The following is a 15572-nucleotide window of genomic DNA, read 5'->3' on the forward strand; positions in this document are numbered from 1 at the left end:
TCATGCGCTATCGAGACTGGCCCACGAGGCTACACGACACCATTCAGGCCGCCATCGAGCGGCCTTTTTTGTGGGGCGAATTTGACTGCTGCCTGTTTGTCGCGGACTGCGCGGCCGCAATTTGCGGTGTCGATCCGGCTCAGGAATACCGGGGGCGGTACAAGACAGAGATCGGAGCCAAGCGCGTGATGGCTTCGACGCACGGATCAGTCGAGGCAGTGCTCGACACCTACTTCGAGAGAGTCGACGCGCGGTTCGCCCAGCGGGGCGACATCGTCAGTTTCGAGAACGAGTCGGGGAAATGCGTGGCGGTTCTTTGGAGTGGTCGGTATTGGGCGGCCACTGAGTCCGGCGCAGCAGCTGTTGATTGTGAGCCTTTGGTGGCCTGGAGAGTTGAATAGTGGGAAGCTCGATCAAGTCAGTCGTCAAGCTCGTCACCGCGCCCATCAAGGCGCTTTACGACCCGGTTGGCGCATTCAAGGATGTGTTCGGTGGTGTGCAGGGCATTTTCGCGGGCCTCACCGGCGCAGCCAAGGTCTCAGGTGCCAGCAGCTCTGAGCCCAGCTCCCAGACCGTACGCTCGTCCAAGGCACCGGTGCGCTTCATTCTTGGCCGGGCCAGCACGGGCGGTGTGCTTGCTTGGGTTCAGGAAGAACCAGGTGACCAGACCGGTGGGGAGTGGTTGCATATCGTCTACGTCCTCTCCGAAGGCGCCATCGCAGGCGTCGACGAAATCTACGTGGACGAGCGGCCGCTGTCCGATCTGGGCGAGAATGCCACCTCCGAAGTCATCATCAATCCGGGCCAGGTAAATGCTTTCTTGCTGAGCAAGTGCCCAGACTGGCGCCAGGAGCAGATCGGCCGCGGGCTTTCGTTTGTGCGTCTGTCGTTCAAATATGACGCAGAGAAGTTCCCGTCCGGCATTCCTGATGTGCGCTTCGTAGTGCGCGGGCGCAGCGACGTGTATGACCCACGCAACGGGGCAGTGGGCTATTCGGCCAACACCGCGCTGCTGATCCTATGGTATCTGCGCAACCGTTGTGCGATTCCTGACGACGAAATCATATTCGATTCTTTCGCCAGCTCTGCCAACGTCTGTGATGAGCCCGTGTTTGGCCCGGATGGTAAAATTTCGCCTCGCTACTTCGCTGGCGCGGTCATTGGCGCCGATGAGAAGCGAAATACCGTTCTGGACAACCTGCTGTCGGCATGTGCCGGGACGCTGATCAGGGTAGGTGGCCGGTGGTCACTCCAAGTTGGCGCCTACTACGGGCCGGCCGACTTCACCGTGAACGAAGACATGGTGATCGGTACCGTCGAGGGTACGACCGAGGTCAGCAACAGCGATGCCATTAACACCATGCGCGGGACTTTTGTTGACCCGGCCCAAGCCTGGGCAGAGACCGACTACCCGGAGGTCGCGATACAGGACTGGATCACCAAAGACGGTGGTGAGCTCGCTGAGTCGCAGTCGTTTGCCTATGTGACAGATGCTTACCTGGCGCAGCGGCTTGCAAACATCAGCCTCCGCCGCCGTCGCTCGGGTGGCTCCCTCTCCGTGCCGCTGAACTTCAATGGTTACAACTGCCGTCCGGGGCGCGCAGTCAAAGTCGATCTGCCATCGCTGAACATTCTTGGCGAGTTCATGGTCACCGAATGGACCATGGGGGCGGCCGATGCATGCAAGGTGACCCTCAAACCGTACGAGCAAGCCATCTTTGATGATGCTGTGGGCCAGCCCTACGACCCGCTGGGGTTTATCAACCTGCCGGTCGGCGGCCTGGCCGCTGTCACCGGATTGGCCTGGGCGCCGAGCGGCGTGGCCGAGGTCATTCAGGGCGTACTCAGCTGGACGCCACCGCTGCAGACGGTGCTGAGCTACACGGTGACGATCCGCAAGGGCACTGAGGTCGTGCAGTCCCTTAAGGTCGGCGGTGAGGCCGCCAGCTGCAACATCAATGGCCTGACGTCGGGTGTCTACACCATGAGCGTCATTGCCTTCGGCCCTGGCACACGTTCGGGCGAGGCGACCATCAATGTCAACGTGGGTGGTCCTCCGGTGCCCGAAAGCTGCGCCTTCTATGCGTCGGTGGACACCATCACGCTGGTGCCAGCCAACCGGCAGAGCAGCCTTAATGGCGGTACCTATGAATACTTCTATACCACCAACCCTTCGGCACCGATCGCGGACGCCGTGTACTTGGGCCAAGGGTTGACCTTCACCCACACTGGACTGGCATTCGCCAAGGAGTACTTCTACTACGTGCGGTCGGCAAATGCGTACGGGAAGAGTGATTTCCTGTTCGTGCCTGCTGCAACATCCAGTGATCCAACCCAGATGCTGGAAGTCATTGCGGGTAGGATCACCGAGAGCGAGTTGGGTCAGGAGCTCACCGACCGCATCGACCTGATCGACAAAGAGGGCCCGGGCTCCGTCAACGAGCGCCTGGGTGAGGTTCGCAGCGACCTGAACCAGCAGATCGTCGACGTCAACAACTCGCTGGGGCAAGTGCAGTCCGAGTTGCAGCAGCAGATCGACAGCATCGCCGATCTGGCCGACTCGATGCCGTACAAGCCCGACCAGGCCTACACAGCTGGCCAAGGTACGTTGGGCGAAGACGGCAAGCTGTACCAGGCCAAGGTTAACGTCCCGGCCGGCAATCCGCCGCCCAACGCGACCTACTGGACCGACATTGGCCAGGCGGTGCAGACGGCAAACGGTCTCGCCGCGCGCGTCGGTACCGTGGAGACCAGCATCACAGAGTTGAACGGCGAGGTTGATGCCCAGGCCCAGCAGATCGATGGCTTACGGACCAGCATCGACGGGAAGGCTGACGCCTCGACGGTAAGCAGCCTGTCGAACCGTGTCACGCAGAACGAGCAGGGCCTTTCCAGCCAAGGCCAGGCCCTCACCGGCGTACAGAACAGCCTCAACACCACCAACCAGAACGTGACCGCAGCTCAGCAGGCCGCCCAAGCCGCTGCCGATGCTGCTGGCGCCAAGGGCAAGGTGCTGTACCAGTCGACCGCGCCGGCAGTCGCGGACCGCCTGGCGCAGAATCTCTGGATCGACACGACCGGCAATGCCAACACGCCCAAACGCTGGAGCGGCAGCGCTTGGGTGGCCGTGACCGACAAGGTAGCGACGGACGCAGCAGCTGCTGCCGCCAGCGCACTGAGCCAGGTCGCTACCAAGGCTGATGCCTCGACGGTGCAGGCGCTGACCAACACCGTGACCCAGCAAGGTCAGGACATTACGGCGGCCGGTCAGGCCATCACCAGCATCAGCACGTCGCTCAGCCAGGCGGGCGGTGAGAACCTGCTTTACAACCCGTCGTTTGATAAAGCATCGGCTGCTAGCGCTAACGTCGCTGATGGGTGGTACTGGCGCACGCAAACCGCCGTCGCTGTAGTGCCGTCGCTTCTGCCATCGGCCTTGGGAGCTGGCGGCAAACGGCAAAGACTGGAAGTATCGGGGCTGATAGCCGGTACCGGCACTCACTACGTTGATTTCGTGCCCGAGTCGGCTCCTGCTGACTTCCGCCCCCCCGTCTATGAGGGGGTCGTAGGCACTGCATCTATCTATATCCGTGGAAGCTCGGGGTTGATGGTGCAGATCTACATGCAGTACAAGGATGCGGCCGGGGTGACGATAGGTACTCACGGCCCCGTCAACGTCAGCACCTCTCCCGTCGAGTCGTACAACCGCATCGTACTCACCGGACTAGCCGCACCTGCGGGTTCGGTGCGAGTAGACATTCTCTACCGGATCAGATCTGCTCCGGGGTCTAGCATCACGGCCGGTTTTGTTGACCTGGATAAAGCACAATACGAACATAGTCCTGTTGTGACGGGCTGGCGCGACAATGGGCAGGTCAATGCATCCGCTATTGCGGCCAACGCCACTGCCACCACAGCACTGACCGGCCGGGTAGGCCTCACGGAGCAAGGCCTCACTAGCGTTTCGGGCAGCATCACCGAATTGAACAACACAATTGGCGATGTTGGTGGTGAGAACCTGTTCTACAACCCCACTTTCAATGCTAACGGCTCCGGATCAGATATCGCCGATGGCTGGGCCATGGAAGGTTCGGCCGTGAGTGTGGATTCCAGAGTCACTTCTTGGCTCAACTCCGGGGAGAAAGCAATCCGAGTTGAGGTTGCAGGCGTGGGGAATGCCGGCCCCTACAAATCCGTGCGCCCCACTGGTGGAACGCCAGATCGAAGACCCAAAGTAGCGGAAGGCCAGACCTTGACGGCGTCTGTTTATCTTCGCGGTACTGCCGGTTTGGGGTTTAGGTTCTTCCTCCAATGGATCAACGCTGCGGGTTCTTCGATAAGCGCACCGAACTCGTTGATGCTCACCGTCACACCCGGAGGTGAACGCGTTCAATACAGCGGCGTTGCACCGGCCGGTGCCGTTAGTTGCTACGTTTATCTCAGGATTTATAGTGCTACTGGTGCCGTCACATCAGGCCATGTCGAAATGGCCAGACCCCAATTCGAGTACGGCACACGTGCTACAGGTTGGCGCGATAACGGTCAGGTCAATGCGGCGACTACTTCGGCGGTTTCGACAGCGGTAGATAGCCTTGGCTCTACAGTGACCCAGCAGGGCAACAGCATCACTAGCGTCTCTAACCGGACCACATCGCTGGAGAACTCGGTCAATAGCACGACTAATGGACTCGCCACCAAGGCCTCGGCCTCGGCGGTGGACGCGCTGACCAACCGTGTTTCGGCAGCGGAGGGGGTCAACACCAGTCAGTCCAGCAGCATCACCGAGCTCAACAACAACGTTGGCGCAATCCAAGATGCGCTGGGGGCCTCCGGTCTCGATCCAGCACCCAACTGTTTGTGGCAATTTGATAGCACTACCGAAGGCTGGGTGGCTTCGGGCGCAACGCTGGCGCAGGGGGCTGGGTTCGTCAAAATCACTTCGACCGGTTCGGATCCGCAGCTGCACAGCGGTACGGCGGCGACGTTGTCTATCACAGGCAGTCTCTACAGCCGCGTGCGGGCGCGCATCACCCGTCGGGCCGGTGCCGTTACGGACTGGGATGGCCAGTTGTTCTACCAGACCGCTGGTCACGGGTTCTCGGGTAGCTATCGAGCAATCGCGGCTAACCCGAACTTGGCAGTAGGAGAATCGGCAGTGGTCGAGTGGGACATGGCCAACCTGGCAGCAGGCGGAACGGACTGGGTGGACAGCACTATCACTCGGCTTCGCTTGGACATGGGAGCTACAAGTGGCGGCGCTTTCGATGTGGACTGGGTTGCCGTCGGCAGGGTTGCGCCATCGGCCTCCAGTCGTGCAGTGGAGTCGTTGACCTCGACCGTGACTCAGCAAGGCGATGATCTTAGCGCCCAGGCGCAACAGCTCACCGGCCTGCAGACCTCGGTTGGTAACAACTCGGCGTCGATCCAGCAGGTAGCCAATGCCCAATCCACGCTCAACGGGAAGATCAACGCGTCCTACTCGGTGAAGCTCCAGGTCACCGCTGGTGGACAGTACGTTGCTACTGGCTTCGGTCTGGGCGTTGAGAACAGCGGGGGAGTGCTGCAATCGACGTTCGCGGTAATGGCGGATCGGTTCGCAGTCCTTAATCCTGCAGGGAACGGGTTTATTAGTCCATTCGCGATCCAGAACGGACAGGTATTTATTAACGATGCTCTAATTTCAAAGCTGTCCGTGCAGAATGCCATCGTCGGTACAACCATCGCTTCATCTACCTATTCGCAATTTGGTGAGCCTCTTATGACGCTGAACTTCAATTCGGGAGAAATCATCATGCGTAACTGGAGTCGGCAACTTACCTATACCAAGATCAATAATGATGGCATCGACGTTGTAGTTGACGGTGTCCGCCGAGTTCGGATGGGGGTGTGGTGAAATAAATGGCATCTAATGCAGGCCTTCAGGTATTCGGTGCTGACGGTAGATTGCTTGTAGATATGAGCATGTCCATAAGTCAGCACCAAGGGGATGTAGTTACCAATGCTGCCAACGGCGCTATTGCTTTGCCCGCTCTACCGGCCGGAAAGCAGCGTTTCTATATCATTGTAACTCTGGTTGATACTCAGCAATGGAAGGGTAAGAAGCCAGGGGTAACAGTCTCGAGCAACACCTTGACTTGGCAATATCAACACTCAACGTGGTTTGGGCAGTTCTCTGCCAACTGCCGGATCTACTACGGGTATTACTAGGAGGCGTGATGCCTGTTGGATTCCAAGCTTTCAAGGAGGACGGCACTCTCTTATTTGACATCGATCGTATCAGCTACGGTCTGCTCAAGAGCGGCTACCTGAACCTGGTGGACAGGTGGGGCCGGTACTTCATCCGCTCGGCGAACCTGCCCCCGAACGAGGAGGGCAGCTACTCCTACCTGCAGCTGCTCGACCCTATCTGCGGCATCACTATCACCGACGCGGTATCACCCATTGTGTTCTTGGTGGGTGACGGAAAGCCCTGTGGTGAATCGGTGAGCGGTAACGTTCGAACATTGTTTTTCCAGGGCTGCACGCCAAACACCAAGGCGTTCGTGTTCGACCTGATGCGTGATGTTGGTGAGCGGAGCGGAATGGAGTGCTACGACGCCACCGGACGGATCAGCTTTACCACTGGTATGCCGCCTCTCAATATCATCGCAACAGTCAACCCTCCGGCCATTAGCGCGCCTATTGCTGGAAACACTGATCAGCGCTGGACGCCCTATGTTGGTGGCGCTAATGAGGCGTCTGGTCGAGAGTGGTCGACCGGCGATTTTGCGCAGGTAAAGGGTGCTGCCTATGTTCCTGTAGTTGCTGGAGAACTTGCCGCCTGCCTAACTTTCTCGCGAAGTGCCGGAGTTATCCATGGAAGGGACTTCAGTGGCAGCACCCAACTGGGCGCAAGTGAAGGGTGTGGCGGCTCATCTGGAGGCGTCCGATTCTTCTTCAGTCCCGCAGTTGCAACGACATCCACGATATTCAGCAACAACAGTACGATCTGGTTCGATATTCCAACGGATCGGCAACCCCAGGCGCTTGTAATTCGAGCGACTGACTATCCATTCCCATTTAGATAATTGAAATGAGCGAGAAAACACCTATGCCATATGTCGCCGTAAACATGAGCAATGCCTACGACGTTGCCAACAACACACGATACGCCACTCAAGAAGAAGCCGATGTCCGGGCACGGGAGATCCTGAGCCAGTTCCCGGCCGCCCAAGTCTTCACCGCCCAGGTGCTGAAAGACTACAGCGCCGAGGTGACCGTGACCGCGAAGGACCCGGCTGAGCCAGAGCCGGCGCCTGAAGCGCCTACCGCCTGACGTTCATCCATCGTTCACCCAGGCCCGCCTCGTGCGGGCTTCTTTTTTTCTGGAGAGAACCTATGACCACACCCCGCGGCGTCCGCAACCGCAAGCCCGGAAACATCGATTTCAACCCCCGCAACGACTGGCAGGGCCAGATCGGCAAGGAGCCGGGCGGGCGCTTCGCTCTATTCGACACCCCCGAGAATGGCATCCGCGCCCTGGGCAAGCTGCTGATCAACTACCGGGGCAAGGACGGCATGCCCGGGGTGGGCGGGAAGGGCATCGACACGGTGCTGGAGACGATCAACCGCTGGGCGCCGAGCAACGAAAACGATACCCAGGCCTATGCCTCGGCCGTGGCCAAGCGCGTGGGGGTGCGCCCTACCGACCCGATCAACATCAAAGACCCGGCCACACTGCGCGGGATGGTGGTCAGCATCATCATCCACGAGAACGGCGGCAACCCATACCCGCCGGCGATCATCGATGAAGGGGTGCGGAGGGCGCTGGCATGAAGTCTTGGGTCATCAGGTCAGCGCTGCTGCTGGCGCTGCTCGCTTCCTACTGGGGTGTGTACCAGCACGGCCGGTCAATGGAGCGGGCCGAAGCTGCCCAGGCATCAGCAGAACGAGACAGCGGCGACCGCCTGGCCGAGGTGATCGGAGAGCGCAGCGCCCGCCAGGAAGAACAACGACGCGCCACCGCGCAGGAGGAGGCAAGAGCCCATGCTCAGGAAGAAAGAACGATTGCTGATGCTGGCGCTGATGGCGCCGATGCTGCTGGTCAGCGGCTGCGCGATGAAAGCGCCAAGCTCGCCGCCGCCGTCAGTTGCCCCGGCACGGATACCGCCGCTGTCACCAGAGGCCAGGCAGCCACCCGCGCCGCAATGGTGCTCTCCGAATTGCTCGAGCGGTCTGTCGACACGAATCGAGAGTTGGCGAAAGCGTATGACCAAGCCCGAATAGCCGGACATCAATGCGAGCAGGAGTACGATGGAGTCCGAAAGGGTAGGCTATAGCCGAAATCATGCACGATGATGGCCAAAGGCTAACTCGCTGTTTACCATTGACAGCTTTGGGATCGGAGTAATCAGATGGACCTGTACACAGTTGATCGCCTGGGCGCTTTGGCATCAGGAATGGAGTGTGGCCTCGTCGAGCACCAGGACATAAACCCACAAGCAATTGCGGATCTAATCAAGGAGTTTTGTCCGGGAGGGATATCGCGTCATGGTGATCGGTATCTTGCTAGCATGCCAAGTGGCGACAGTGTTACTGACGCGAATACTGAAATGCTGTTCGAGTTAGTAAGGCAAGCCAAATATCCAGACAGGCCATCCAGATATCAATCCATCTTCGCAGTTGACACCATTGATGCAGCTCGGTTGTTTGCTGGCACATATGGGAACTACCCATGCAATATCTATCAGCTGAACTCTCCAGGAGCATTTCGAGCTGACATGGGGTTGCTCGACGCCAGGTACTCGGAGGTCAGGAAGGTCTGGCACGCGAACCGGTATTGGCAGGGCCTACCTCACCCAGACGCGCAGCCGTTTTGGGAATACTTAGTGCCGTGCCCAGTTGTCATCGGCGCCTTGGTATAGGTGGGGTAAAGAACGATTTGATGAGCGGATATCTCGTACCATTTTTTGTACCAAAACAGGTTTTTTATGGGGGAATCAGGGGGATTTATGGCCCCCGCAGCCCTTTAAAACCCCCTTTCCCAATCCTCCTGCTAATCCGCACATAGGTCCTTACCGGTTTTTCCGTTGGGGAATCAGCGCCCCGGATTAGGGCGCCTGTAAGGAACTGACCTGGTGGATTTGTGAGAGTTTTAGATCAATCCGTTATAAGCAGCACTTTGTAATGCGGCCAATTGCCGGCAAGCCGGCTGCCACAGGGTTCAGCAGCGCTGCGGATCGTGTGGGCCGGCTTGCCGGCGATTGGGCTGCACAGCAGCCCCTTTCATTTACCCCGAATCAACCTGCGCAAGCCAAACCGGTTCGGATGACATGCCTCAGCCACCGCCCGCGGCAGCGGCAACGGCTCGCCACTGACCCACGCCGCAATCAACTCGCCCGAAAGCGGCGCCGTGATCAGCCCCCGCGACCCATGCCCGCTGTTCACATACAGCCCCTCCAGCCAGGGGCAGGGCACCTCGGGCACCTGCCGCGCGTCCTTGGCCAGTACGGCATAGGCCTCGGCAAAGGCTGCAGGGTCGGCAACCGGCCCCACAATCGGCAAATAATCCGGGCTGGTGCAGCGAAATGCTGCGCGCCCCTGCAACTGCTCAGGGGCAAGCGCTGCGGTACCCAGGCGCCGGGCCAGGTCGGTGGAGATTTCATCCAGCATGGCCAGGTTGCCCTGGTGCTCGGCCACGGTCGGCGTCAGGTCATCACTATGGAAGTCAAAGCTGGCCCCCAGCGTGTGCTCCTCACCCCTGGGCGGTGCCACATAGCCCTCGGCGCAGACCACGGTAGCCAGCGCCCGGCTGGCGTCAGTCACCGGCAGGCGGGTGATCTGCCCGCGAATGCGCTTGAGCGGCAGCTGCGCACAAGGCTCGAAACGCTTCACATCAGCTGCCCCGGCCAGCACCACCATTGGCGCGCTGGCCAGCAGCCGGTCGCCGGCCCAGGCTTGCCACAGGCCATCGGCCTTGCGCAGTGCGAGCACATCGTGATGAGCCAGCAGGCGAATGTTCGGGTGCTGCAGTTGAGCCTTGCACAGTGCCGGTGGGTGCACCCAGCCGCCTTCGGTGTAGAACAACCCGCCGGCAGGCAGCCCGACCCCGGCAATCGCTTCGGCTTCATTGCGCTGCACGGCACGCAGCAAGCTGCCCTCGAAGGCATCAGCGAGCCTGCCCTGGCGTTCGGCTTCCTTGCTGTCGAAGGCCAGTTGCAAAACCCCGCACGCATCCCAGTCCTGGCCGCGCTGCAGTAGTTCAAGCTGGCGCCGTGTATAGCCGAAACCGGACAGAATCATCTGCGACAAAGCCGTGCCGTGCGCGGACAGCTTGAGGTACAGCACGCCCTGGGGGTTACCGGAGGCTTCGCGGGCCGCTGCGTCGTGGCGCTCCAGTACCGTTACCTGCCAGCCGCGTGCGGCCAGGCTGGCAGCGCTGGCACTGCCGGCGAGCCCTGCGCCGATCACCAAGGCCTCGCGCGGGCCTTCAGGCGCAGTTGGCCGCGCGTACCAGGGCGCCGACATGGGGGCGTTGGGCGGGCCGGTGTACTCACCGCTCATCACCTCCCACTTCTTGCCGATGCCAGGCACCTTCTTCATGGTGAAGCCGGCTTCGATCAAGCTGCGGCGAACCCAGCCGGTGGTGGTGAAGGTGCCAAGTGCGGTGCCGGCATGGGACAGCCTGGCCAGTTGCGTGAACAGCTCGGGTGTCCACATGTCGGGGTTCTTCGCCGGGGCAAAACCGTCGAGGAACCACACGTCGATACGCGCGTCCAGCTGCGGCAGCTGCTCCAGCACATCGCCGATCAACAGGGTAAGGGTGATTCGGCCCTGGTCGAAGGTGAACTGCTGGAAGCCCTGGTGCACCGCGACGTACTGGCGCAAAAAGGGTTCGGTGAACGCAGCCAGCTCCGGCCACAGGCGCATAGCCCTGGCCATGTCGGCATGGCCCAGGGGGTACTTCTCGACGCTGACGAAATGCAGGCGGGCGTCGGCGTGGGCTGTTTCGGCGAACAGCTGCCAGGCGCAGAAAAAATTCATGCCGGTGCCAAAGCCGGTTTCGCCGATCACCAGGCAGCCGTGGGGGGCCAGGTTGGCGAAGCGCTGGCGCAGGCGGGTTTGTTCGAGGAACACATGCTGGGTTTCGGCAATGCCCTCGTTGATGGCGAAGTACACATCGCCGTATTGCCGCGAATGGGGGCGGCCCTGGTCGTCCCAGTCGATCTGGGCATGCTGAAGGAGGGTGGATGCGGGCATGGCTGGTTTCGCTGGAGGTGGGGAGCTGCAAGCGGCAAGCTGCAAGCTGCAAGAAAAAGCAGATGGTGGCACGGCCCGCGTTTTCTTGCAGCTTGAAGCTTGCCGCTTGCAGCCAGGATTCCGCTAATCTTGCTTATCCATTGAAGGAGCCAATGCATGTTCGAATCCGCCGAAATTGGTCACAGCATCGACGACGATACGTTTGAGGCAGAAGTGCCCGCGCTGCGCGAGGCTTTGCTCGAAGCCCAGTACGAACTCAAGCAGCAGGCGCGCTTCCCGGTGATCGTGCTGATCAATGGCATCGAAGGTGCCGGCAAGGGTGAGACGGTCAAGCTGCTCAACGAGTGGATGGACCCGCGCATGATCGACGTGCTCACCTTCGACCAGCAGACCGACGAAGAGCTGGCCCGCCCGCCCGCCTGGCGCTACTGGCGGGCGCTGCCGCCAAAGGGGCGCATGGGCGTTTTTTTCGGCAACTGGTACAGCCAGATGCTGCAGGGCAGGGTGCATGGGCAGTTCAAGGATGCGGTGCTCGACCAGGCAATCACCGGCGCCGAGCGCCTGGAGCAGATGCTTTGCGACGAAGGTGCGCTGATCATCAAGTTCTGGTTCCACCTGTCCAAGAAACAGATGAAAGCGCGGCTCAAGTCGCTCAAGGACGACCCCTTGCACAGCTGGCGCATCAGCCCGCTGGACTGGCAACAGTCGCAGACCTACGACCGTTTCGTGCGTTTTGGCGAGCGGGTGTTGCGCCGTACCAGCCGTGACTATGCACCGTGGCATGTAGTTGAAGGTGTCGACCCCAACTACCGCAGCCTGGCCGTAGGGCGCATCTTGCTGGAAAGCCTGCAGGCCGCGTTGGCCGTCAACCCCAAAGGCAAGCACCAGGGCAACATCGCGCCCCTGGGCCGCAGCATCGATCAGCGCAGCCTGGTTGGCGCGTTGGACATGACACTGCGCCTGGACAAGCAGGACTACGAGGAACAACTGGTGACCGAGCAGGCTCGCCTGGCCGGCCTGTTGCGCCACAAGCACATGCGCCGGCACTCGCTGGTGGCCGTGTTCGAGGGTAATGATGCTGCAGGCAAGGGCGGGGCGATTCGCCGTGTGGCTGCAGCGCTGGACCCGCGCCAGTACCGTATCGTGCCGATCGCCGCCCCTAGCGAAGATGAGCGTGCGCAGCCGTACCTGTGGCGGTTCTGGCGGCACATTCCGGCACGCGGCAAGTTCACCATCTTCGACCGCTCCTGGTACGGCCGGGTGCTGGTGGAGCGCATCGAAGGCTTCTGCACACCGGCCGACTGGATGCGTGCTTACGGCGAGATCAATGATTTCGAGGAACAGCTGGTGAACGCCGGCGCGGTAGTGGTCAAGTTCTGGCTGGCGATCGACCAGCAGACCCAGCTGGAGCGTTTTCAAGAGCGCGAGCAGATCCCGTTCAAGCGCTACAAGATCACCGAGGACGACTGGCGCAACCGCGACAAGTGGGACCTGTATGTGGATGCAGTGGGGGACATGGTCGACCGCACCAGCACCGAGATCGCGCCATGGACTCTGGTTGAGGCCAATGACAAGCGTTGGGCGCGGGTGAAAGTGTTGCGCACCATCAATGAAGCCCTGGAAGCGGCGTTTGCCAAACACAAAAAATAGTCAGCCGCCATGCCTCAAGGGAATGACCTGATGAATTCTTTTCCCGCCTTTTTCCCCCGTTGGCAGGTAGCAAGCCTTTAGAATCGAGGCACCCCACAACGGGCTCGACCGAGGACTTTATGCACATCACATCCGGACGCCGGAGCTATGGACTGGCCCTGGCGCTTCTGACCGCACTGCTCTGGGGCATCCTGCCAATCAAACTCAAGCAGGTGCTGCAGGTGGTCGACCCGGTGACCGTCACCTGGTTCCGCCTGCTAGTGTCCGGCGGCCTGCTGTTCGCCTGGCTGGCAGCCAAGCGCCGTTTGCCTTCTTTCGGCAAGCTCGGCGCTAAAGGCAAAGGCCTGGTGGCCGTGGCCGTGTGCGGCCTGATGGGCAATTACGTGCTGTACCTGATCGGCCTCAACCTGCTGAGCCCCGGCACTGCGCAATTGGTGGTGCAGATCGGCCCGGTGCTGCTGCTGGTGGCAAGCGTGTTCGTGTTCAAGGAACGCTTCAGCCTGGGCCAAGGCCTGGGGCTACTGGTGCTGCTTGCCGGCTTCGGCCTGTTCTTCAATCAACGCCTTGAAGAGCTGCTGACCTCGTTGGGCACCTACACCACGGGCGTGCTGACCATCCTGCTGGCCACCAGCATCTGGGTGTTCTATGCCCTGAGCCAGAAGCAACTGCTGACGGTGTGGCATTCGCAACAGGTGATGATGGTGATCTACCTGAGCTGCGCCGCGCTGCTGACACCCTGGGTGCACCCTCTGGAGGCGTTGCAGTTGACGCCCCTGCAAGGCTGGCTGTTGCTGGCCTGCTGCCTGAACACGCTGGTGGCCTATGGTGCTTTTGCCGAGGCACTGGCGCACTGGGAGGCATCGCGGGTGAGCGCCACGCTGGCGCTGACACCGCTGGTGACCTTTGTTGCGGTGGCATTGGCGGCCTGGATGTGGCCGGCGTATGTGCAGGCCGAAGACATCAATGCCCTGGGCTATGTGGGCGCAGTGACGGTGGTACTGGGGTCGACCCTGGTGGCCTTGGGGCCATCGCTGGTGGCCGGGTGGCGGGCGAGGAGGGCGCGCCTGGCTCAGGTTGGTTGAGAGCCTGTTCCGGCCCCATCGCCGGCAAGCCGGCTCCCACAGGGATCGCGCCAGCTTTTAGAAGTTGAGCAAGACACTCCCTCAGGTTCCCACCAAACCTGAAGACTGTGGGGTACCGGTGGGAGCCGGCTTGCCGGCGATAGGGCCATAAGTACCAGCCAATCAATCAGCCCTTGCCACCCGGTGCCAGCATGTTCTCCGGCCGCACCCACTCATCGAACTGTTCATTGGTCAGGTACTTCAATTCCAGCGCCGCCTCACGCAGGGTCTTGCCCTCGCTGTAGGCCTTCTTGGCAATTTCCGCCGCTTTGTCATAGCCGATATGCGGGTTCAGCGCGGTCACCAGCATCAGCCCGCGCTCCAGGTGCGCCGCCATCTGTTCGGCATCCGGCTCGATGCCGGCCACGCAGTGCTGCTGGAAGTTGCGGCAACCATCGGCTAGCAGCTCGATCGATTGCAGCAGGTTGTGGATGATTACCGGTTTGAACACATTCAACTGCAGGTGCCCCTGGCTGGCGGCGAAACCGATGGCCGCGTCATTGCCCAGTACCTGGCAGGCCAGCATCGACAGCGCTTCGCACTGGGTCGGGTTGACCTTGCCCGGCATGATCGAGCTGCCCGGCTCGTTGGCCGGCAGGCGCACCTCGGCCAGGCCGGCGCGGGGGCCGGAGCCGAGCAAACGCAGGTCGTTGGCGATTTTCATCAAGGCCACCGCCAAGGTCTTGAGCGCCCCCGCCAGGCTGGTCAGCGGCTCGTGGCCGGCCAAGGCAGCGAACTTGTTTGGCGCGGTGACGAACGGCAGGCCGGAGAGGGCGGCCAGTTCAGCAGCAATGGCTTCGGCGAAACCCTGCGGTGCATTGAGCCCGGTGCCCACGGCAGTGCCCCCCTGGGCCAGTTCGCATACCGCTGGCAAGGTGGCGCGGATGGCGCGCTGGGCGTAGTCGAGCTGGGCCACGAAGGCCGACACCTCCTGGCCGAAGGTGATGGGCGTGGCGTCCATCATGTGCGTGCGGCCAGTCTTGACCAGTTTATGGTGGCGCCCCGACAGCTCGGCCAGCCCCGAAGACAGTTCGGCGATCGCCGGTAGCAGCTGCTCGTGCACCGCCTGCGCTGCGGCAATGTGCATGGCGGTAGGGAAGCAGTCGTTGGAGCTCTGCGAGCGGTTGACATGGTCGTTGGGGTGCACTGGCGCCTTGCCGCCGCGGCCTTTGCCGGCGAGCTCGTTGGCCCTGCCCGCGATCACCTCGTTAACGTTCATGTTGCTCTGCGTGCCGCTGCCGGTCTGCCACACCACCAGCGGGAACTGGTCGTCGTGCTCGCCGTCGAGCACTTCGTCGGCGGCCTGCTCGATCAGCCGGGCGATGTCGGCTGGCAGGTCGCCATTGCGGTCGTTGACCCGGGCCGCGGCCTTCTTGATCAGCGCCAGAGCGTGCAGCACCGCGAGCGGCATGCGTTCCTTGCCAATGGCAAAGTTGATCAGCGAGCGTTGGGTCTGTGCGCCCCAGTAGGCGTGCTCCGGAACTTCGACCGGGCCCAGGCTGTCTGTTTCGATACGGCTCATGCTGCGTTCACTCCCTTGTCAGTCAGAATCAGCAGTTTAGG

At 61.2% G+C, this 15572-nt stretch carries 10 protein-coding genes; 8 read left to right on the forward strand and 2 right to left on the reverse strand.

Going from position 1 to position 15572, the window contains the following annotated elements; genetic code table 11:
- Positions 1-2: 2 nt before the first annotated feature.
- From JET17_RS06845 to JET17_RS06870, 6 genes are all read left to right on the forward strand, one after another.
- Positions 3-401, forward strand: a complete 399-nt coding sequence (locus JET17_RS06845; RefSeq protein ID WP_012313264.1) for a DUF6950 family protein — start codon at positions 3-5, stop codon at positions 399-401.
- Between the two features lie 95 nt (positions 402-496).
- Positions 497-5893: a phage tail tip fiber protein gene (locus JET17_RS06850; RefSeq protein ID WP_420094547.1), complete on the forward strand. Its 5397-nt coding sequence runs from the start codon at positions 497-499 to the stop codon at positions 5891-5893.
- A 322-nt stretch (positions 5894-6215) separates the two neighbouring features.
- Positions 6216-7067, forward strand: a complete 852-nt coding sequence (locus tag JET17_RS06855) for a hypothetical protein (protein ID WP_042111235.1) — start codon at positions 6216-6218, stop codon at positions 7065-7067.
- Positions 7068-7090: 23 nt separating this feature from the next.
- Positions 7091-7315, forward strand: coding sequence for a hypothetical protein (locus JET17_RS06860; RefSeq protein ID WP_042111237.1), 225 nt, complete (start codon positions 7091-7093; stop codon positions 7313-7315).
- 62 nt (positions 7316-7377) lie between these two features.
- Positions 7378-7815 (forward strand): hypothetical protein, encoded by a 438-nt coding sequence (locus JET17_RS06865; protein ID WP_012313268.1) that lies wholly within the window; start codon positions 7378-7380, stop codon positions 7813-7815.
- Positions 7812-8318, forward strand: coding sequence for a DUF2514 domain-containing protein (locus tag JET17_RS06870; RefSeq protein ID WP_012313269.1), 507 nt, complete (start codon positions 7812-7814; stop codon positions 8316-8318). The genes JET17_RS06865 and JET17_RS06870 overlap by 4 nt, the downstream gene beginning before the upstream one ends.
- 946 nt (positions 8319-9264) lie before the next feature.
- On the opposite strand, the gene mnmC is transcribed toward JET17_RS06870, so the two are convergent.
- Positions 9265-11238: a bifunctional tRNA (5-methylaminomethyl-2-thiouridine)(34)-methyltransferase MnmD/FAD-dependent 5-carboxymethylaminomethyl-2-thiouridine(34) oxidoreductase MnmC gene (gene mnmC, locus JET17_RS06875; protein WP_012313271.1), complete on the reverse strand. Its 1974-nt coding sequence runs from the start codon at positions 11236-11238 to the stop codon at positions 9265-9267.
- Positions 11239-11394: 156 nt separating this feature from the next.
- Between mnmC and pap the strand changes: the two genes are divergently transcribed.
- Positions 11395-12888, forward strand: a complete 1494-nt coding sequence (pap, locus tag JET17_RS06880) for a polyphosphate:AMP phosphotransferase (protein WP_012313272.1) — start codon at positions 11395-11397, stop codon at positions 12886-12888.
- A gap of 119 nt (positions 12889-13007) precedes the next feature.
- Positions 13008-13970 carry a DMT family transporter gene (locus tag JET17_RS06885; RefSeq protein WP_012313273.1) on the forward strand — a complete coding sequence of 321 codons (963 nt, stop codon included), beginning with the start codon at positions 13008-13010 and terminating at the stop codon, positions 13968-13970.
- A gap of 166 nt (positions 13971-14136) precedes the next feature.
- Here the strand turns inward: JET17_RS06885 and JET17_RS06890 are convergent, their stop codons facing one another.
- The gene (locus JET17_RS06890) at positions 14137-15531 is read right to left on the reverse strand and encodes a class II fumarate hydratase (RefSeq protein ID WP_012313274.1); all 1395 of its coding nucleotides are present in this window, start codon (positions 15529-15531) and stop codon (positions 14137-14139) included.
- Positions 15532-15572 lie beyond the last annotated feature (41 nt).

Origin of the sequence: Pseudomonas putida (genome assembly GCF_016406145.1) — a bacterium.
Taxonomy (GTDB): Bacteria; Pseudomonadota; Gammaproteobacteria; order Pseudomonadales; family Pseudomonadaceae; genus Aquipseudomonas; species Aquipseudomonas putida_E.

What these genes read in the sequence shown, in the direction of transcription:
- mnmC (WP_012313271.1), bottom strand. Translation starts at nt 11,238, where the DNA reads ATGCCCGCATCCACCCTCCTTCAGCATGCCCAGATCGACTGGGACGAC.
- JET17_RS06855 (WP_042111235.1), top strand. Translation starts at nt 6,216, where the DNA reads ATGCCTGTTGGATTCCAAGCTTTCAAGGAGGACGGCACTCTCTTATTT.
- JET17_RS06890 (WP_012313274.1), bottom strand. Translation starts at nt 15,531, where the DNA reads ATGAGCCGTATCGAAACAGACAGCCTGGGCCCGGTCGAAGTTCCGGAG.
- JET17_RS06870 (WP_012313269.1), top strand. Translation starts at nt 7,812, where the DNA reads ATGAAGTCTTGGGTCATCAGGTCAGCGCTGCTGCTGGCGCTGCTCGCT.
- JET17_RS06860 (WP_042111237.1), top strand. Translation starts at nt 7,091, where the DNA reads ATGCCATATGTCGCCGTAAACATGAGCAATGCCTACGACGTTGCCAAC.
- JET17_RS06885 (WP_012313273.1), top strand. Translation starts at nt 13,008, where the DNA reads ATGCACATCACATCCGGACGCCGGAGCTATGGACTGGCCCTGGCGCTT.
- pap (WP_012313272.1), top strand. Translation starts at nt 11,395, where the DNA reads ATGTTCGAATCCGCCGAAATTGGTCACAGCATCGACGACGATACGTTT.
- JET17_RS06845 (WP_012313264.1), top strand. Translation starts at nt 3, where the DNA reads ATGCGCTATCGAGACTGGCCCACGAGGCTACACGACACCATTCAGGCC.
- JET17_RS06865 (WP_012313268.1), top strand. Translation starts at nt 7,378, where the DNA reads ATGACCACACCCCGCGGCGTCCGCAACCGCAAGCCCGGAAACATCGAT.